The 18134-nt window shown below is 39.2% G+C and carries 27 protein-coding genes; 18 read left to right on the forward strand and 9 right to left on the reverse strand.

Features of this window, described 5'->3' with window-relative positions:
- The first annotated feature begins 252 nt into the window (after positions 1-252).
- The 4 genes from ACRYKC_RS10940 (at position 253) to hpaB (ending at position 4445) form a co-directional block, all read left to right on the forward strand.
- Positions 253-372 (forward strand): YhfH family protein, encoded by a 120-nt coding sequence (locus ACRYKC_RS10940; RefSeq protein WP_157130776.1) that lies wholly within the window; start codon positions 253-255, stop codon positions 370-372.
- Between the two features lie 186 nt (positions 373-558).
- A complete protein-coding gene (aceA, locus tag ACRYKC_RS10945; RefSeq protein WP_433806766.1) occupies positions 559-1851 on the forward strand; it encodes an isocitrate lyase in 1293 nt (430 codons plus the stop codon).
- A 219-nt stretch (positions 1852-2070) separates the two neighbouring features.
- Positions 2071-2871: a TIGR00266 family protein gene (locus ACRYKC_RS10950; RefSeq protein ID WP_085029113.1), complete on the forward strand. Its 801-nt coding sequence runs from the start codon at positions 2071-2073 to the stop codon at positions 2869-2871.
- 152 nt (positions 2872-3023) lie between these two features.
- A complete protein-coding gene (hpaB, locus tag ACRYKC_RS10955; protein WP_433806767.1) occupies positions 3024-4445 on the forward strand; it encodes a 4-hydroxyphenylacetate 3-monooxygenase, oxygenase component in 1422 nt (473 codons plus the stop codon).
- A gap of 19 nt (positions 4446-4464) precedes the next feature.
- Here the strand turns inward: hpaB and sspL are convergent, their stop codons facing one another.
- Both sspL and ACRYKC_RS10965 read right to left on the reverse strand, forming a co-directional pair.
- Positions 4465-4602: a small, acid-soluble spore protein L gene (gene sspL / locus ACRYKC_RS10960; RefSeq protein ID WP_085029115.1), complete on the reverse strand. Its 138-nt coding sequence runs from the start codon at positions 4600-4602 to the stop codon at positions 4465-4467.
- 56 nt (positions 4603-4658) lie between these two features.
- Entirely contained in the window at positions 4659-4856 is a 198-nt protein-coding gene (locus tag ACRYKC_RS10965) for a DUF3949 domain-containing protein (protein WP_433806768.1), read from the reverse strand.
- Positions 4857-4977: 121 nt separating this feature from the next.
- Here ACRYKC_RS10965 and ACRYKC_RS10970 point away from each other — a divergent pair, with 121 nt between their 5' ends.
- Positions 4978-5229, forward strand: coding sequence for a YozQ family protein (locus tag ACRYKC_RS10970; RefSeq protein WP_433806769.1), 252 nt, complete (start codon positions 4978-4980; stop codon positions 5227-5229).
- Positions 5213-5470, forward strand: a complete 258-nt coding sequence (locus ACRYKC_RS10975) for an alpha/beta-type small acid-soluble spore protein (RefSeq protein ID WP_433806770.1) — start codon at positions 5213-5215, stop codon at positions 5468-5470. Before ACRYKC_RS10970 ends, ACRYKC_RS10975 begins: the two co-directional genes overlap by 17 nt.
- A gap of 43 nt (positions 5471-5513) precedes the next feature.
- Here ACRYKC_RS10975 and ACRYKC_RS10980 read toward each other — a convergent pair whose 3' ends face one another.
- Complete coding sequence (locus ACRYKC_RS10980) at positions 5514-5897, reverse strand: flavodoxin domain-containing protein (RefSeq protein WP_433806771.1); 384 nt, start codon at positions 5895-5897, stop codon at positions 5514-5516.
- Positions 5898-5974: 77 nt separating this feature from the next.
- The gene (locus ACRYKC_RS10985; protein ID WP_433806772.1) at positions 5975-6364 is read right to left on the reverse strand and encodes a hypothetical protein; all 390 of its coding nucleotides are present in this window, start codon (positions 6362-6364) and stop codon (positions 5975-5977) included.
- A 159-nt stretch (positions 6365-6523) separates the two neighbouring features.
- Between ACRYKC_RS10985 and ACRYKC_RS10990 the strand changes: the two genes are divergently transcribed.
- Together ACRYKC_RS10990 and ACRYKC_RS10995 are read left to right on the forward strand one after the other, a co-directional pair.
- Positions 6524-7120 carry a serine/threonine protein kinase gene (locus ACRYKC_RS10990; RefSeq protein ID WP_433806773.1) on the forward strand — a complete coding sequence of 199 codons (597 nt, stop codon included), beginning with the start codon at positions 6524-6526 and terminating at the stop codon, positions 7118-7120.
- Between the two features lie 109 nt (positions 7121-7229).
- Positions 7230-7469 (forward strand): hypothetical protein, encoded by a 240-nt coding sequence (locus ACRYKC_RS10995; protein ID WP_433806774.1) that lies wholly within the window; start codon positions 7230-7232, stop codon positions 7467-7469.
- Between the two features lie 47 nt (positions 7470-7516).
- On the opposite strand, the gene ACRYKC_RS11000 is transcribed toward ACRYKC_RS10995, so the two are convergent.
- Complete coding sequence (locus ACRYKC_RS11000; protein WP_433806775.1) at positions 7517-8275, reverse strand: TrmB family transcriptional regulator; 759 nt, start codon at positions 8273-8275, stop codon at positions 7517-7519.
- 142 nt (positions 8276-8417) lie between these two features.
- Between ACRYKC_RS11000 and ACRYKC_RS11005 the strand changes: the two genes are divergently transcribed.
- The 8 genes from ACRYKC_RS11005 (at position 8418) to ACRYKC_RS11040 (ending at position 14875) form a co-directional block, all read left to right on the forward strand.
- Positions 8418-9593 carry an MFS transporter gene (locus ACRYKC_RS11005; RefSeq protein WP_433806776.1) on the forward strand — a complete coding sequence of 392 codons (1176 nt, stop codon included), beginning with the start codon at positions 8418-8420 and terminating at the stop codon, positions 9591-9593.
- Between the two features lie 264 nt (positions 9594-9857).
- Positions 9858-10043 carry a YfhD family protein gene (locus tag ACRYKC_RS11010; protein WP_085029124.1) on the forward strand — a complete coding sequence of 62 codons (186 nt, stop codon included), beginning with the start codon at positions 9858-9860 and terminating at the stop codon, positions 10041-10043.
- A gap of 195 nt (positions 10044-10238) precedes the next feature.
- Positions 10239-11147 carry a glycine betaine ABC transporter substrate-binding protein gene (locus tag ACRYKC_RS11015; protein WP_433806777.1) on the forward strand — a complete coding sequence of 303 codons (909 nt, stop codon included), beginning with the start codon at positions 10239-10241 and terminating at the stop codon, positions 11145-11147.
- A 533-nt stretch (positions 11148-11680) separates the two neighbouring features.
- Positions 11681-12487 (forward strand): VLRF1 family aeRF1-type release factor, encoded by an 807-nt coding sequence (locus ACRYKC_RS11020; protein WP_433806778.1) that lies wholly within the window; start codon positions 11681-11683, stop codon positions 12485-12487.
- 296 nt (positions 12488-12783) lie between these two features.
- A complete protein-coding gene (locus ACRYKC_RS11025; protein ID WP_085029127.1) occupies positions 12784-13089 on the forward strand; it encodes an antibiotic biosynthesis monooxygenase family protein in 306 nt (101 codons plus the stop codon).
- On the forward strand, positions 13086-13451 hold the full coding sequence (locus ACRYKC_RS11030; RefSeq protein WP_433806779.1) for a hypothetical protein: 366 nt from the start codon (positions 13086-13088) through the stop codon (positions 13449-13451). The genes ACRYKC_RS11025 and ACRYKC_RS11030 overlap by 4 nt, the downstream gene beginning before the upstream one ends.
- A gap of 13 nt (positions 13452-13464) precedes the next feature.
- A complete protein-coding gene (locus ACRYKC_RS11035) occupies positions 13465-14124 on the forward strand; it encodes a cobalamin B12-binding domain-containing protein (protein WP_433806780.1) in 660 nt (219 codons plus the stop codon).
- On the forward strand, positions 14111-14875 hold the full coding sequence (locus ACRYKC_RS11040; protein ID WP_433806781.1) for an STAS domain-containing protein: 765 nt from the start codon (positions 14111-14113) through the stop codon (positions 14873-14875). The genes ACRYKC_RS11035 and ACRYKC_RS11040 overlap by 14 nt, the downstream gene beginning before the upstream one ends.
- A gap of 26 nt (positions 14876-14901) precedes the next feature.
- Here ACRYKC_RS11040 and crcB read toward each other — a convergent pair whose 3' ends face one another.
- Together crcB and ACRYKC_RS11050 are read right to left on the reverse strand one after the other, a co-directional pair.
- On the reverse strand, positions 14902-15252 hold the full coding sequence (crcB, locus tag ACRYKC_RS11045; RefSeq protein WP_433806782.1) for a fluoride efflux transporter CrcB: 351 nt from the start codon (positions 15250-15252) through the stop codon (positions 14902-14904).
- Positions 15249-15626, reverse strand: a complete 378-nt coding sequence (locus ACRYKC_RS11050; RefSeq protein WP_433806783.1) for a fluoride efflux transporter FluC — start codon at positions 15624-15626, stop codon at positions 15249-15251. The genes crcB and ACRYKC_RS11050 overlap by 4 nt, the downstream gene beginning before the upstream one ends.
- Positions 15627-15871: 245 nt before the next feature.
- On the opposite strand from ACRYKC_RS11050, the gene copZ reads away from it, so the two are divergent.
- Positions 15872-16078, forward strand: a complete 207-nt coding sequence (copZ, locus tag ACRYKC_RS11055; RefSeq protein ID WP_433806784.1) for a copper chaperone CopZ — start codon at positions 15872-15874, stop codon at positions 16076-16078.
- Between the two features lie 181 nt (positions 16079-16259).
- Here copZ and ACRYKC_RS11060 read toward each other — a convergent pair whose 3' ends face one another.
- Both ACRYKC_RS11060 and ACRYKC_RS11065 read right to left on the reverse strand, forming a co-directional pair.
- Positions 16260-16592, reverse strand: coding sequence for a spore coat protein (locus ACRYKC_RS11060; protein WP_433806785.1), 333 nt, complete (start codon positions 16590-16592; stop codon positions 16260-16262).
- 13 nt (positions 16593-16605) lie between these two features.
- Entirely contained in the window at positions 16606-16869 is a 264-nt protein-coding gene (locus ACRYKC_RS11065; RefSeq protein ID WP_433806786.1) for a hypothetical protein, read from the reverse strand.
- A 239-nt stretch (positions 16870-17108) separates the two neighbouring features.
- On the opposite strand from ACRYKC_RS11065, the gene ACRYKC_RS11070 reads away from it, so the two are divergent.
- Positions 17109-18026 carry a proline dehydrogenase family protein gene (locus ACRYKC_RS11070; protein ID WP_433806787.1) on the forward strand — a complete coding sequence of 306 codons (918 nt, stop codon included), beginning with the start codon at positions 17109-17111 and terminating at the stop codon, positions 18024-18026.
- Positions 18027-18134 lie beyond the last annotated feature (108 nt).

The following is an 18134-nucleotide window of genomic DNA, read 5'->3' on the forward strand; positions in this document are numbered from 1 at the left end:
CTTAAATGATCCAAAGTCAGACCTAAACTGTCACAAGCACTCCAAATTTTCCACAATCCAACTCCGTCAGTTGACTACAAATTAAAAATTATGCCGGACAAAAACCCCATGAAACCGGCATTCCAGCAAACCTTATCGCCCAATTGAAGAAAAAATTTCAAAAAATGGTTGCATTTCTGCTTCACTCAACGTAAACTGTACCATAACAGATAGAGATAATTAAAACTGTTATATTAAAGAGGAGGAATTAAAATGAAAGAAACGAAAAATCGTCAAACAGTTACATGCCCGCAGTGTGGTTCTGAAGTGAAAGGTCATACTTATACTTACATGATGGAATGTGATCGCTGTCTTTCTAAGAAAGACGAATAATTTTTTGGTTTATCTGTTATATATCAGTTAAATTTAATAGCTAACTTTTATATAACAAAAGGTTTCTTTAATCATAAATATCAGGGGTGCGAGAAAGTCGTTTATCAATCGGTGGTGCATAATGGTTTTCTGGTGAATATTCAGTGTTTCTAACAATAATGGTCAATCTTAAGGGGGATAATGTTTATGAATGAAAGAGTTGAAAAGTTGCAGAGAGAGTGGCAAAACGAAGAACGTTGGAGAGGGGTAACCCGTCCTTATGAACCGGAGGATGTCATAAGACTTCGTGGCTCGATGGATATTCAATATACATTAGCTGAGAAAGGTTCAGAAAAACTTTGGAAGCTGTTAAACAATGAAAACTATGTGCACGCTCTTGGGGCATTGACAGGAAACCAGGCGATGCAACAAGTGAAAGCAGGTTTGAAAGCGATTTATCTCAGCGGCTGGCAAGTAGCTGCTGATGCGAACTTATCCGGTCATATGTATCCAGACCAAAGCCTTTATCCGGCAAATAGTGTTCCTCAAGTTGTCAAAAGGATCAATCAGGCTTTGCAGCGAGCTGATCAAATTCACCATATGGAAGGTAAAAATGATATCGATTGGTTCGCACCGATTGTGGCCGATGCCGAAGCTGGGTTTGGGGGCCAGCTGAATGTATTTGAATTGATGAAAGGCATGATTGAAGCAGGTGCTTCGGCGGTCCACTTTGAAGATCAGCTTTCTTCCGAGAAAAAATGCGGTCATCTCGGTGGAAAGGTGCTCTTACCAACACAGACAGCAGTACGTAATTTGATTTCAGCACGATTTGCTGCAGATGTCATGGGCGTTCCGACCATCATCATTGCACGTACGGACGCAAATGCTGCCGACCTGATCACAAGTGATGTAGATGACACAGATGCAGCTTTTATCACAGGGGAACGAACGGCAGAGGGATTTTACAAAACGAGAGCTGGTTTGGATCAAGCGATTGCGCGCGGGCTTGCTTATGCTCCATATGCGGATCTGGTATGGTGTGAAACTTCTGAACCAAACCTTGAGGAAGCAAGAAGGTTTGCAGAAGCCATTCATGAGAAATACCCTGGTAAACTCCTTGCTTATAACTGTTCTCCATCGTTTAATTGGAAAAAGAAACTCGATGATGAAACCATCGCTAATTTCCAGCGTGAGTTAGGAAAAATGGGCTACAAGTTCCAATTCGTTACACTCGCTGGTTTCCATGCCCTTAACCATGGCATGTTCGAATTAGCTAGACAATATAAAGATCGTGGAATGGAAGCTTACTCTGAGTTGCAACAGGCAGAGTTTGCTAGCGAAACCTATGGTTATTCTGCCACGCGCCATCAACGAGAGGTAGGGACTGGATATTTTGATGAAGTGGCTCAAGTCATTTCAGGAGGAACATCCTCGACAACTGCATTAAAAGGATCAACAGAAGCAGATCAGTTCACCCAAGAGAAGGTAACAAACCCATAAAATTCTAAGAAGAATCGTAAAAGAACGACGTTGTTCTTTCACGATTCTTCTTTTTTTTACAAAAAAACACTCACCTGGACTCTAGTCATAAAGTCTCTAAACGACTAGAATAAAGATAGCAATAAATAAAGGAGGATAAGGAGAAAGAACTGTAAATAACTGAATCATTTTCGGTGTAATTTCGTATGTTCTATTAGCCTAATAAAAGGAGATGGAGACATGAATAATCATGAAATTGATTACAAGTTGTATGGAGACGATATGCAGTTTGTTGAAGTGGAGCTCGATCCAGATGAAACGGTGATTGCTGAAGCCGGAAGTCTGATGATGATGGACGATCAGATCCGGATGGAAACCATTTTTGGTGACGGTTCTGAAGATAGCGGCGGTGGCCTCATGGGCAAACTACTTGGAGCCGGAAAACGTGTCATTACTGGTGAGAGTCTTTTCATGACGACGTTCACGAACGAAGGTCAAGGGAAAAAACACGTCTCCTTTGCTTCTCCTTATCCAGGAAAAATCATTCCAATGGACTTAAGCGAACTAAATGGCAAGCTAATTTGTCAAAAAGATGCTTTTCTTGCTGCAGCAAAAGGAGTTTCTGTCGGTATTGAACTTCAGCGTAAGTTAGGAACAGGTTTTTTTGGCGGAGAAGGGTTCATCATGCAAAAATTAGAGGGCGATGGCATGAGCTTCATCCATGCTGGGGGAACGATGCATAAGCGTGTCCTCGAACCAGGGGAAACGTTGAGGGTTGATACCGGCTGCCTGGTAGCGATGACGGGGGATGTGGATTATAACATAGAGTTCGTAGGGAAAGTAAAAACAGCACTGTTTGGCGGAGAAGGATTATTTTTCGCAACCTTAAGAGGTCCAGGAACGGTTTGGGTTCAATCCTTGCCATTCAGCCGCTTAGCCAGTCGTGTATTTGCAGCTTCCCCGCAGCGAGGAGGAAACGATAAAGGGGAAGGCAGTATCGCCGGTGGTATCTTTGACATTTTGGGTGGCGACCGACGCTAATCTGAAAAACAGCAGCCATTTTGAGGCTGCTGTTTTTTTATTCCTTTCCACGAGAAACAAATTCTGGGCGAATTACTCACACTTTGGGCGCAGTTTAATATGGTATGTTATCAGCTGTTTTTGTGTGAGGCACAAAAATGAGGAGTGATATCATGCCGGTTATTACAGGTGAAGAGTATAAGAGGAGAATCGATGCCATGCAGACGGAAGTATGGCTGGATGGTAAAAAGGTCGAAGGAGAAATTTCAACTCATCCAGCCTTTAAAGGTGTGATACAAACCCAATCAGAGCTTTACGACATGCAGATTGAACGGAAGGAAAGCATGACATTTCTTTCAGAGAGGACAGGGGATCGGATAGGAATGTCCTATCTTATCCCTAAAACGAAAATCGATTTAGAAAAACGGCGGAAAATGATTCAGCAATGGGCATGTCATTCGGGCGGACTGATGGGGAGAAGTCCTGATTATATGAACACGGTATTAGCTTCATTTGCCGCCTCTATAGATATTTTGAAAGGAAAACCGAACTGTTTTCCTGAAAGACTGTCTCGATTTTATGAATATGCTTGTCAAAAAGATTTATCGTTTACGCATACGTTCGTCAACCCTCAATCCAATCGATCAAAGCTTGCTTTTTTAGAAGAGGACGTAACAAATGCAAGAATAGTAAAACGGATGGAAGAAGGCCTAATAATCAAAGGGGCCAAACTTCTGGCTACCCAGGGTGGAATTACTGATGAAATTCTTGTCTTTTCTGCCCCAGGAGCTAAAGATAACAGCCATTCTTATGGCTTTTCGATCCCAAGCGATACGTCAGGGTTGAAGTTTATCTGCCGAGAGTCCTTCGTAAACGAGCATTCTCCATTGTCTTCTAAATTTGAAGAGATGGATACGATTGTCATCTTTGATGATGTTCTTGTACCTTGGGAGCGAGTGTTTCTTCATGATAATATTATTGCGGCTAATGATTTTTATATAAAAGGAAAGTTTGTTCCATTCACTCTTCATCAAATTGCCTCAAGGCAAGTTGTCAAAACGGAGTTTATACTCGGAGTTGCTGATCAAATTGTTGAAACGATCAATATTGGGGAGTATCAGCATATTCAAAATAAAATGTCCGAGATCGTCAAAGGACTAGAAACGTTGAAAGCTTTACTTCTATATTCAGAAGCGGAAGCAGAATTAGATTCTTCTGGTGTGATGGTTCCTGCACGAAGACCCTTATATGTAGCCATCAATCAATTTCAGGAACTGTATCCCAGGTTCACTGAAATCATTCAGTTGCTGGGAGCTAGCGGTTTAATGTCTATTCCTAAAGAATCAGACTTTTCTTCTAAAATCGGTAAAGAAATTGATCACTACTTGAGGGGGGCTGAATGTAGAGGAAAAGAACGAGTGGATCTTTTCAGGCTGGCTTGGGACTTGACGATGAGCTCATTTGGGTCACGACAGACGTTATATGAGCGCTTTTTCTTTGGTGATCCTGTAAGGATTTCGCAAACGATTTATCAAATTTATGACAGGACCTTTTCCTATAAGCTCGTTGAGGGTTTAGTGAACAGAAAAAGCTGACTTAAAAAGAGTCAGCTTTTTAGCGTTTTGTATTACTTTTTTTAGCTTTTTGCTCTAATTGCGAGTCCGGTTGCTGATCTGCTATATCTTCAGATAATCCCTGTGGGTTAACGGTCGGTGGTACTTTTCCTTTTTTTGAGTTGCTTTTCTTGCTCATATATAAACACCTCCAAAAATAGTTTGGATGAGTTTGTATTGTTTTATCCTGATTCTTCAGATTTTCTTCTGCAACTTAAAAAATAAAACAGCTAAGAGAAATATCAAGTTTCCTTGACTTTTATCATGAAGAACCTCTTCTTGAATCTTCATCGAATCATAATAATCCTGTTCAGGTTGGTTGTACGTATTTTCTTTCTTTTTTACCTTTTTTAAGTACAGGGGTTGAAAGGGGGCAATGGTAAATGAAAACACGATATTCCCTAAGAACGGTACTTCTCCAAGAAAATTTCTACTCTAAAGATGTGCTTGACGTTTCAGTGTATGCTTTATTAACTTTTGCAAACGCTAAAAGAAATGGTAAGGAGGGTTTCACTTGAGTAGAAAATCCAAAGATAAGTCAGAAGAAATTGCTGAACGCACCTATGAACCCGAAGATTATAATAAAGCTGATCAAGTGTCCAAGGGACTTGCCACCACACACGAACAAGCTTCAGATACGTTAACTGAAGGTACAATCGATGGGACGATTGATCGTGTGGATCAAGACGGACATTTAATCAGTAATGATGGAGAAGAGATAAGCAGGAAGGAAAATAGGGAGAAAACAAATGGCAAGACGAAATAAGCTTCTCGTACCCGAAGCCAGACAAGGAATGGATGAATTAAAGGCAAAGTTAAGTAAAGCAAAAACGCCTGAAGACGCTAAGTATGAAGTAGCCAAGGAGATGGGCATTCCTTTGCAAAAAGGGTATAATGGCCAATTAACGACTAAAGAGGCAGGTACTATCGGAGGACAGATGGGCGGTCAAATGGTCAAAGAACTAATTAAACGAGCTCAGCAGGAATTAGAACAGAAAAATAAGTAAATCAACAGCCGCTCTTTCAAAAGAAAGTAAGCGGCTGTTTTTATTAAACCTTGACTTTTGTAAGGTAATTAGAAACATTTTCAGCGAACAATTTACAACTCTCCAGGTCATCTTCTCCATCAGGATTCAATTCTATCTTTAGTCCATCCTGAATAAGAGTCGCTCCACGGTTAACGAGGGCTTCCTCAAATGTATTTACCGCTTCGCAAAATCTAGGATAAGCTTTATCACCTGAACCGAATACACAGACAGGAATTCCGGTTAGATCTTCCTCTTCTAATTCGTCATAAAAATCTTCAACTTCATAAGGGAGGTCTCCATCGTTCCACGTGTAAGAACCGATGATTGCACCATCATATTCGAGTAGATAAGAAGGATCGATCTCATCTAATTCTTCCATATAAATAGTGTGACCCCTTTCTTCCAAATGCGACTAAAGGATATCAGCTATATCCTCAGTGTTTCCAGACATACTTCCGAAGCAAATCAAAATTTTAGCCATTTCTATACCTTCTCCTTAGGCGTATTCTTCAAATGGATGAATTCAGACCACTCTTTCAGGAGGTTGGTATGTTTTATAAAAAGTCCATAATTCTTATTATCTAAGGCGTGGTCTATTTTGTATTGATGATAATTTGCAGCTAACTCTATATCCACCTCAGGACAGATAACATTTTGTTTATAAAGCTCTTCTAGATCGTCTAAAAACATATGGAAGCGTACATCCTGGTTTCTTTGCAAGGGTATATACCACCCGTGAATCTCGTTAAAGTGAGCATCTCCTAAAATATATAAACGATCTTTCTTATTTATTTGGTATGTCTGGGGTTCACAAAGACATGACGTAGGTTTATCGAATTGAAAACTTTTAAGTACAACAATGGTTTCATTCATAAGTCTTTCTCCTTTACAAAGAAGGTGCTTTCATTATAATTGATAATGATTTTCATTGTCAACGAACAGACTTATTTTATCAAATCTTTACCTATTTACCATATAATTTGATATACTTTCTACAAAAGAGAGAGATGGTTGTTAAAAGAGGAGAGACCTATGGAGACGATCAAAGAGTGGGTTACACACGTTGACTTCAATGGGGACCGGTTGGTAAATGGCCCGAAACAGCTCGAATGGATCGGGCAAGGAAGAAGTGCAGTTGTTTTTAGGATTGAAGGTACCAATCATGCTGTTAAAGTTTTTTACCCCAGGTTTAAAGGTCTGGCTAAAAAGGAAGCCGATGTTTATCGTATGTTATCAAATCATGATTTTTTTCCACAGCTGATTAAGGAAGGAGATGGATTCCTTGTCCTTGAGTTCGTTGAGGGTATTACGTTTTACGATTGTTTAGTACAGGGGATCAAAATTACTCCTGAGATGGTAAAACAGGTTGATAAAGCTCTTGAATTTGCGAAGAGCAGGGGGTTGAATCCTTCTGATATTCACTTGAAAAATATGATGATTACACCTGAGAATGAAGTGAAAATCATTGATGTTGTACGATTTACACAAGAAAAAGAGTGTACGCACTGGCCAGATCTTAAAAAAGCTTATTATACCTACTATCAGAAGCGATATTTTCCTAAAAAGTATCCTAAGATAGTCATCGAGTTTATTATAAAGCTATATAGGAAGCATTTATTACCTATTTGAACCTTGCTGGTTTATATCAGCAAGGTTTTCGTTTGGTGCCAACACATCTATAACGTTTTACCTTCCAAATATCTGGGAAACTGGATATGTAGAAAGGTGGAATGTAATCATGAGTCAATATCGTTTAAGCGAAGTGGAAGTTGGGCAAAATTACAAGGCAAAAGAGTTGGACAGCTTTGTCTCTACTACAGATGTTGTTGTATTATCCAACAACGAATCACAGCTATTTACTGATCCAGAAAGAGAGTATAAAGTTGTTGATAGCTTCTCAGGTTTTTTTGAACATTCCTCTGAAGACGGCGAAAAATACTACAGGGAAAAACAAGCCTATATAGTAGAAAAGGTTTAGCAAGACAAAATCGCGTACCCAATCACCAATGTTGGGTACGCGATTTTTTAATATCGTAATTTCATTAAGATGTTTTTAATTTTTTCGTCTTTCATCAGAGTATCCTCATACTTATGTGTGATTTCAGCAAGAGCTACATCATGGAAAAAGAACTCTGTAAAGAATTTGACCAGTGGACTGGAGAGTGTTTGAATTCCTTGCCATTCCCCACGTTCAACCCCAGCAAAAACCAGCTCTTTCTCATCAATAATCAATAACTGGTAGCGCTCAAGGGCTTCATGTCTCACGTCTGGCAATAGGGTGTGGCTATTCTCCAAAATGGAATCTATTTCGCCGATGGACATCACTTCTACTTCAAGTCCTTTTTCCTGTTTCTCTTCTAAAAGTGGCAGTAAAGGAAGTAAGTCATCCGCCCACCCTGAGAAATATATGCTGCGGGATGCTTTTGACAGGGTTTGTTTTGAAAGAGAATATATAGCTTCATTGTTCTTGATTGTCCAGACCCTGTCATCTACTGGCGTTAAAGAGTATTTCTTACTTTTTAATTCCTCAACATTCGTCTGAAATTCGTCTGTCAATTTTTCAATGATTGTTTCTAAAGGGAGAGCAGTATAAAGCTTTTTTCGGTCAGTAAATGAACTTAAAATTAATCCTTTATCAGCCAGGCGGTTTAGTACTTCGTATACTTTTGATTTTGGAACTTGTGAATATTTAACTATTGTCGTGGCATCAAGAGGAGAAGTACTCGCTGTCAAGACTTCAAACACTTGGCTTTCATACTGTGTGAATCCAAATTTTTGTAACACCATCATCCCTCTTCTCAGTAATTTCTATGTTCAAGAATACATGGAATCTTTCCTTTCGTAAAATTAATGTAAAACTTCTTGTATTCCTTGTTGATTATGGTTACCATTGTAGTGGTAACCCAAATGGAAGGGATAATGATTTATGAATAAAAAAGTCTATCTTTTAGCTTTAGTCGCATTTGTGGTTGGAACAGTCGAGTTGATTATTGGCGGGACACTCGACCTTGTAGCAGAAGACTTAGGTGTGAGCCTTGGGCAAGCAGGTCTTCTCATCACAATTTTTTCACTCGTTTTTGCTATTGCTTCACCGGTTTTACTGACCCTTACCGCTAAAGTTGAACGGAAACGTCTTACATTATGGACATTGTTTATTTTCTTCTTAGGAAATCTTCTAGCTTTCTTTAGTCCGAATTACTCTATTCTTATGCTGGCTAGAATCTTTACAGCGGCCAGCGGATCCTTACTAGTCGTTTTAGGAGTAACCATGGCTTCAGCGATTGTTCAAGCTGAATATCGGGGCCGAGCAATCGGAACCATCTTTATGGGGATCAGTGGATCCTTGGTCCTGGGAGTACCTTTAGGGCTTACGATAGGAAATGCATTTGACTGGAGAGCTCCTTTCCTACTCATCTCAATTTTGACACTGCTTTCGATGGTCGCTGTTTTCTTTTTACTGGAGGAGATTGAGCCAAAACCAGTGTTATCAATTAAGAAACAAGTTCAAACGTTAAAAGATCAAAAGATATTTTCAGCTCAACTTACATCGTTCCTGTTTTTGACTGGTCATTTAACGCTGTATGCGTATCTGACGCCGTTCTTAAAAACAACGATGGGGTTAGACGGCACGTGGGTAAGTATCGCTTACTTTATCTTTGGTGTTGCTGCGGTTTCCGGAGGTGGCTTCGGCGGATTCTTGTCAGATAAGCTAGGATCGGAAAAGAGCATTCTTGGAATCATTAGTGTTTTCGCTGTAGCGATTTTTATTATTCCTTATGTCACCTTTTCTCTTCCTGTCTTCTTAATTGTGATGGTGTTATGGAGCGCGTTAAGCTGGGCGATTACACCTGCTCAGCAAAATTATTTAATTACTTCGGCACCAGAAACGGCTGATATCCAGCAAAGCTTAAATAATTCTGCTCTACATTTAGGGATTGCATTGGGGTCTACAATCGGTGCCATGGTCATTGAGCAGTCATCGGTTATCCATAATGCAACGGTTGGTGGTTTTTTCATAATGATAGCCCTTGCAACGGCGTTTTTCTCTATCACGCGCGGGCAAACAGTATCGAATCAGCAAGAAAACCTTAACCAAGCATAATCACTTAATACAACCCCCTACCTCGGGTCATCCATTATATGGAATATATGGAAGACCTGAGGTGGGGGTTTTTTAGTTGTTTTATACCTCCAAAGATCATTAGTAATTGTTAAAGGTGTAACAAAAAGCGGGACTTTGGGATTGGGGTAGTACTTACTACTGAATTTATTCATTAAAACGATGTCATAACAATCTGTTTTGTACAGAATATTTCCATGTAAAAGTGAAAGACTAAAAGTGATCAATGTAAAGGAGGAAATTTTCATGGGCAGAGATGAACATCGCCATGCAAAAGGCAAGAAGAAGAATAAGTTACCTCAGACACCAAAGAATCAAAAGACTGACGGCATTGACGTAGAGTTCTCTAAAGAATTAGCGGACCACGAAGATTTAGAAGCGATGGAAAGAAGCAAAGCAGCTGACCGGCGTGCTAATCAACGCAAACAATAGACTCCATTAAATATCACCTCAGGTCATCCATATTCTGGATGACCTGAGGTGGAAGAAAAAGGGTATAAGCAACCCTAAACTTAATAATTTTTTTGTACAGTTTAAATTGTTTAAACTTGATTTGTTTTATGCTATAATACAAAACTGTATTTAAGACGAATGACATGAATAATCTTAACTAGAGGAGGACAACTAATGTTACATTTACGTAAATGGCTACCCGCCTTGTTTTTAGGGATGCTTCTGATTCTTGCTGCGTGTGGAGGCGGAAATGAAGAAGGTGACTCTGCAAACGGCGGCGAAGGCGAAGATAATGCTGGAAACACAGAAGAAAAAGGTACGATTAGTATCGGAATGAACAACTGGGCAGAAAACGTAGCCGTATCAAACATGTGGAAGATAATTTTGGAAGAGAAGGGCTACGACGTTGAACTGAAACAAGTTGAAAAAGGATTTCTTTATGAAGCCCTTTCCGCTGGAGATTTAGATATAGGTATGGAAATCTGGTTGCCAAATACAGACAAACCATTCTATGAGAAATACAAAGATGAAATTGATTGGCGTGAAGAATGGTATAAAGGAACGGAGCTCGGACTTGTAGTACCTACTTATATGGAAGACGTTAATACGATAGAAGATCTTAAGGGTTCTGACGCTTTTCCAGAGAAGCAAATCGTCGGAATTGATGCAGGTGCAAGCCTTATGTCACTTACAGAAGATGCGATTAGTGAGTACGGTCTTGATTACGAACTTGCGGCTTCTTCTGGCCCTACAATGACAACAGAGCTTAAAAATGCAATCGAAAGTGAAGAACCAATTGTAGTTACACTTTGGAAACCTCACTGGGCTTTTGCTGAGATGGATCTTAAATTCCTAGAAGATACGAAGAAGGTTTATGGAGAGTCTGAAAACATTTCTTATGCAGCGCGTAAAGGTCTTGAAGAAGACCAGCCTGAAGTTGTGAAATGGTTCGATAACTTCATGATGGATGACCAACAGCTTGGAAGCTTGATGGCTTCTTTAAACGAAGCAGACAGTCCTGAAGAAGGTGCACAAAACTGGATCGACGAGCATCAGGACGTTATTGATGAATGGACAAAATAAGTATGATAAAACAACCTGTTCCCTAATGGGGACAGGTTGTTTTATGTCAGAGAAATGGCTAGTACTAGACTTATCAAGTATAGAGCCTTTAGAAAAAAAGGGAAAATAAGCTCGACATGGATTCCTCAGAGCTGATTTTAGAGAATGGCGAGACACCGGAATATGATCCAGATAAAGCCCAGGATTCAACCGAACTACAGGTCCTATTAGAAAGAAGTATAATCAATTCGAAAGGTTCTTCGCAGCTCAAAGAAATTGCGGTAGGTATAGTAACGAATCAATCAAACAGTGGTTTCAGAGGTTTGGTCTTGAAGTGCAAAAACCTCCCTTTATCAAAAAGTGCGTTACGGTGAAGAAACCTTGACTAAATCTGAGGAACAAACATATCACCAAGAGCTGTAATCATTAAGAGAGCAAATTGAATCCACGAACGACTCCCATCCAATAAATCGTAAATCAACTAGTTTAAAGGTCCCTTTTTCAGGAAACATACTAATTAGAAGTAAATCACAAGAAAAAGGAGTCGTTGTTTTATGGATTTATATAAAGAAATTAAAAAACTAGAGCAGGTTCATTTACAAAAACCACAAAAGGTATTCTCAATGTACTTAAACACCGACCCTTCTGATCCAGATCAGCAAGGTGGAGAATGGAAAATCCACTTGAAGAATGGCTTGAACAACTTTGAGTCTTATTTACAAGAAGATGGAGATTCTGATGAAAAGCGAAACTATTGGGCCGTTAAAGAAAAAGTGGAGCATTTCATAGAGGAGAATGAGCAGCATTTTGCCAAAAGTGTTGTGCTTTTTGCTACGGCAGATGATACTGTATGGTTTGCGGAACGCTTCCAAATGCCAGTGAAGACGGAGTTCTATTGGGAGGAGACTCCTGTACTTGATCAATTGAAAGAAATGCAGGAGAAGTTTCCTAGAACAGGAATAATTTTAACCCAGAAAAATCAAATTAAATTGATCGATGCACAGTTAGGTAGTCTTAATGATACTCAGCTGTTTGAGCTTGATTTAAATACAGATGACTGGAGACAGCATCAAGGTCCGCATAGAGCTCAGCCATCTATGGGCTCTGGAGGAGCAAAGAACTCTAAACAGGACCAATTTCAGGAAAGGTTCGAAGCGAACCGTTATCGCTGGTATAAAAGTGTAGCTCCTAAACTTGATAAGCTTGCAAAAGGTTATGGTTGGGAAAAGATTTATATGGTAGGAGATAAAGAAGAACTGAAAGACTTGCAGGACAATATGAACAAAGAAGCGGATGAAATGGTGAATAAAAACCTGCTTGACCACGAAGAGATGAAAGTAATTGACGAAGTGGTCCAATAATTACGGAATAGGCGCTGGCATAAAGCCGGCGTCTTTTTTTGTATATAGGATTTTACAATATTTATTTTGTATGGATAATTTTCTAAGGTGTGAATCTACTTCAAGCTCAGTGTCTAATCTCTTATTGTCATACGTCCAATCGGCATTAGCGATTCACTGTTCATTGAATGTCTAAGTCAGGGGCTTGGGCTTTTGTACTGGAAATTTTATCAGTAAAGCAATAATTATACAGATAAATTATTTATATGATAAAATAGTTTGTATTGAAAACATTTATTTGATTGGAGATTTAATTTATGTACGTAGTGGATTCGACAGTTGTCGTTCCTGATCATAAAGCAGACGAATTAATTCAAATTTACCGAAATCGTTCTCGTTTAGTAGATCAGGCAGATGGATTCATTTCTTTCCAATTGCTGCAAAATGATCGTAAGCCGGGAGAACTAACGGTTCACTTGGAATGGGCATCTAAACAAGATTACTTGAATTGGGCTAGAAGTGAGCAGTTTAAGAAGATTCACGAATTAGAAAAGCAGTATCCCGATCAAGAATTGCAAGGCATTGTACCTAAAGTGTCCAAGTACGAGGTGGTAGCTGAATGAAGAAGATCGAGCAAGATCGTATCGTTCATCAGATTGTTGAAGAAATTTATGCTGATTACCCAGACTTATGGGAAAAGTTCGGACAAAATGGCAGAGAAAGAACAGAAGAAGACAATTACCATCACCTTGACCACCTTTACGCTGCCTATGAAATGAAAAGCAGTGATTTCTTTATAGACTATACCAACTGGCTCAACAATGTCCTGACATCAAGAGGAGTAGGCACTTATCTGATTGTAGATAACTTTGAACGTCTTGTACGGATCCTGGAAGAGACAACATTGGCCGATGACGAAGAGCGCACGGCAATGATCCTTTATCTTCAAGAGGCCTTAAGACATTTACCTACCCTTTCAAAGTAAGAGGTGAATTAGTTTGAAAGAATACCAAGAAAAGCTCGCTCTTTATTTTCTAGACGGACATGAAGAGCAGGCACTTCGATATACAAAAGATTTACTCGAGAAACACCCGCGATTATATTTATTCGAAGATATCATCACACCTGCGATGTACTATATCGGTGAACTGTGGGAGAAAAATAAAATTTCAGTCGCGGATGAACATTTAGCCACAGCTATATGCGATTTTGTCTTGTCTAAATTAGAAGCAGAAGCTGAAGATATTAAAGGACATAAACAGAAGAAGTATAAAGCCATTTTGTTCGGAGTGGAACAGGAGCAGCACTATATCGGATTGAAGATGGTCGCTGACACGTTTAAAGATAATGGATGGCGTGTCAGGTATTTAGGACCCAACCTGCCATTAGATCACTCTTTAGTTCAAATAGAAAAGTATAGACCGGAAGTGATTGGTCTTTCTGCTGCGTTATCGTACCGGCTGCCTACGTTGAAGATATTGATTGAGCGATTTAAGAAGCTTCCTTGGAGGCCACTCATTATGATTGGTGGTCGTATGGCTAAGAAATTTGATCTTAATGAATTTGAATCAGATCAAGTCATGGTGGTGAAAGATCTAAACCACCTCCACCGATGGTTCAAAGAAGGAAGGGAAGACCTTATCAATGAAACTAGTTGACCGTACCTTCCCGCTTCCTTATTATAAAATAAATAAAAAATATCAAATTCAGTCCTGTTCTAAAGAGGCTGAAGATTTATTTGGCCCTCAAGAGAATCTTTTGGATATATTTGACGAATACAGCAAACCAAAGGTTAAAAATTGGGTGAACCCTGAAGTGCAAAAAGTTTCAGTAGAGATTCATCTTAAACCTATCAATGAAGAGGACGGCCCCCTTACTGCCGACATGTATGTTTCTTGGGAAAACGACCTCTATGCAGAAGTGATGCTCATGATGAAGGATAGTCGACTTACTAAGGTCACCAAAACAATGAATCAATTGAGAGCACGTCTAAACGATACGAACTTTGAGCTACTAGATGAAAAAGAAAAGCTAGAAGAAGCCATAGCACAAAACAATCGGTTATCCGCACCTTTTATTGATTTGACTGAGGACACTGCTCTAGTCCCGTTATTTGGTGACATCACATCTGAAAAAATGTATGCGATAGAAGAATATTTGTTGCAATCTTCACAAAGAGATGGAATCGACCGGATTCTATTTGATTTTACAGCAGTAAGACACGTAGAAAGAGATGGGATTCAAGTGTTTAACAACCTGATGACTTCTGTTTTTTATATGGGTCCAGAGGTTGTTCTTATCGGTATCCGCCCTGAACAGGCAAAACAATTAAGTGAAATGAATATGTTAGCTGATATTAAGTATATGAACTCTCTGCAGCAAGCTATTATGAAATATTGTGCGAAATAAAACCTCTCCTTTTTTCAGGAGAGGTTTTATAATTGAAAAATTACCCATATGGCAAAGATTGTGGTCAAAACGGATGTGCTCAAGTATAGAAATGCTTCTTTCCATTTTCCTTGTTTCAATAATTGAAAAACCTCAAAACTAAACGTCGAGTACGTCGTATACCCTCCGCAGAAGCCTGTAGCTAATAAAAGCCAAATAGATTCGGAAAATCCACTACTCTCATAAAAGTTGATAAGCAATCCTAGCAGTATTCCTCCAGAGATATTAGCGAAAAAAGTTCCTAAAGGGAAAGAAGATTTACCATTCCACAGCTGACTCACTTCAAATCGTAACAGGGCGCCGATGGCTCCACCGAAAAATACGAATAGAATGTTCAAATTCTCCATCTCCTTCCCAAAAAGTGACCGAACATCGTCATTCCTAGGCCGCCGAAAATGGTTGCAATCATATAGTAGCAAGCGATCATCGTAGATTGGTCAAAAAGCTGAATAGATTCAGCGGAAAAAGCAGAGAACGTGGTGAACGACCCGATCATTCCTGTGGCCAGCGCTTTATGTAATTGTTTCGCCTTCCCTGTTGAATGTAGAAATACTTCATATAGCAAGGTTAATAATAAGCAGCCGATTAAGTTTACGGCTAAAGTTCCGTATGGAAATCCTAAAGGGGAATTAAATAATGAAGAGACGCCGTAACGTAAAGAAGAACCTATCCCTCCTCCAAGTCCAATCCCTAAGTAAATTGATTTTCTCATTTGAGTTTCCAAACCCTTCTCTGCTTACACAAAAATAATGACTTTATTTCTCTAACGTTCGTTCTTCTATAGTAATATACCAGGTCCTAAGGTGAAAGCATGACCTTGTTCGTTATAATAATTGTAAGCACATACGGCGTAGATGAACCGAAAGAAGAAGTTATTAAAGGTGAAAATTGTGGAATACAACGAGTAAGGCCATAGAAAATCTATTTAAAACTATCATGAAGAAAGGTTGGATTTTGATGCAATTAACATTAGAAGTTAACGGGATGACTTGCGAACATTGTGAAAAATCAGTAAAAAATGCATTAACTGAATTAGAAGGGGTTCACGGAGTAGAAGTTGATTTAGATAGTGGTAAAGTGGATGTCACCTATGATAAAGCTTACGTTTCCAAACCGCTAATGAAAGAGGCAATTGAGGCACAAGGTTACGAGCCTGTAGGATAAAAAAACCCGGCTTCCTGCCGGGTTTTTGTTGTTAGCTAGTCCCAGTGGATAATTGGTCTAATGACATACGGCTCTAGCGCCGATCCCTCTCGTGACATAAGCAATCCGTACTTCGAGAGGAAAATCACCTTCCTCCAGTCGTTTTACATGTCGTGACTCTAAAGCAAACACGCTTTAGATCTTATTGGATGGTGTAAGGCAATTGAGACTTGTAACCAGTAAACTGCTGATAAGTCTGTTGGATTTTTTGCTGTTGTTCTTGCTCCACACCATACCAGCCGTTCTTAAACATCAAGTTATATAAATTTCTCTGACAGTCCTGTGTTTCTTTAAAAATCGTTGCAAGATCTTGATAAAGCGTTTGATTACTAGCCTCGTTAAGTGCGATGTTGTAGGAGGCTGTCATATATTTTTCGGTTGTCAGTTGGTCATTTACAAAATCGCGTTCATTCATTTGAGGTGTTTTTGGAACGCTCGTCTCAGGGTTTTGAATTTTATTGGCTTGTTGATTCATGTGAGATACCTCCTTAATTGGTTTGTTGTTGCTGACTGTTCAAATGGTTAAGGATTTTGTTGTAGTGACGTTGATGCATTTGACCTGCTTCTTCTAACGCTGCTTGAATTTCAGGTGTTTGACAGTTCTGAGCAAAGAAGTGGGCTTTTTTACATGCGATCAAGTTCCAAGACAACATGTCAGAGATATATAACTGATCTTTTGTACTTACGATATTAGGAACTTGTGGCATAGGCTGAGCCTGATTGACTGAGGACATTTCATTCTGTTGCTGCATATTTCTTACCTCCTTCATTATTTCGCCATTAGTATCCCCGAAGGATAGTCTTCTATCATAAAAATCTGATAAAGATACAAGATGGTGTCGAATAATTAGCGATTTCGTACCCAATTTTTTTGATAAATGGTAAAATAGTGGTGTTAGCGTTTACAAAAACACGATTTTCTCAAAACAGAAAAAGTGAATTAGATAAAAGGTTATTAAATGTCATTAACATAGATTAGGGGGATTTTCGTATGGAAAAAATTCTACGTAATTTCTTTTTATTTCTTTCTAAAAATCGATTTTTTACTAAGTTAGCTAAGAGGTATGGGTTGCGTTTTGGAGCTGGTCGATTCGTAGCTGGTGAAACAATCCCAAACGCCGTGAAAACGATTAAAGAGCTGAATCTTAAAGGAATGTCAGTAACCATTGACCATTTAGGTGAATTTATTGATAGTAAAGAAGAAGCCCGTGAAGCGGCTGATGGCTGTATCGAGGCGATCAAAGCCATAGCTGAACACGACTTGGATTCACAGCTGTCCTTGAAGTTGACTTCTATGGGACTCGATATTTCTGAAGAACTGGCTTTGGAAAATATGCGCCGTATCCTGGATGTCGCGGAGGAAAAGAATGTGTTTGTAACGATTGACATGGAGGATCACGACCGTTGTGAAAAGACCCTCCAAATCTTTAAAAAACTGCGGGAAGATTACGAGCATATTGGAACCGTTCTGCAATCTTATCTATATCGCACTGTGGAAGATATTGAGGATCTAAACAAATACAATCCCAATCTGCGTTTAGTTAAAGGTGCCTACAAAGAGTCGCCGAAGGTAGCTTTTCCAGACAAAAAAGATGTTGATGAAAATTATAAAAAAATCATCAAAATGCATCTGTTGAATGGAAATTATACTGCCGTCGCTACTCATGATGACGCTATGATCGAATACACCAAACAATTGGTTGAAGAAAATGACATACCTAAAGATCAGTTTGAATTTCAAATGCTGTATGGTATTCGCGTAGACAGGCAAGAAGAACTGGTTAAAGAAGGTTACCATATGCGCGTATATGTTCCATACGGAAACGACTGGTACGGCTATTTTATGAGACGGTTAGCCGAACGTCCAGCTAACGTTGCCTTTGTTCTAAAAGGTGTGTTTGGAAAATAAAATTTGAAGAGGTATCTCTCCATAAAGGGTACCTCTACATACTATAATCGTAAACTGAAATACGGCATTCTTGATGGTACGAGGAACATTTTGCAAAATAATGCTGTA

The sequence above is a fragment of the Halobacillus sp. A1-3 genome (assembly GCF_050971765.1).
Lineage (GTDB): Bacteria > Bacillota > Bacilli > Bacillales > Halobacillaceae > Halobacillus > Halobacillus mangrovi_B.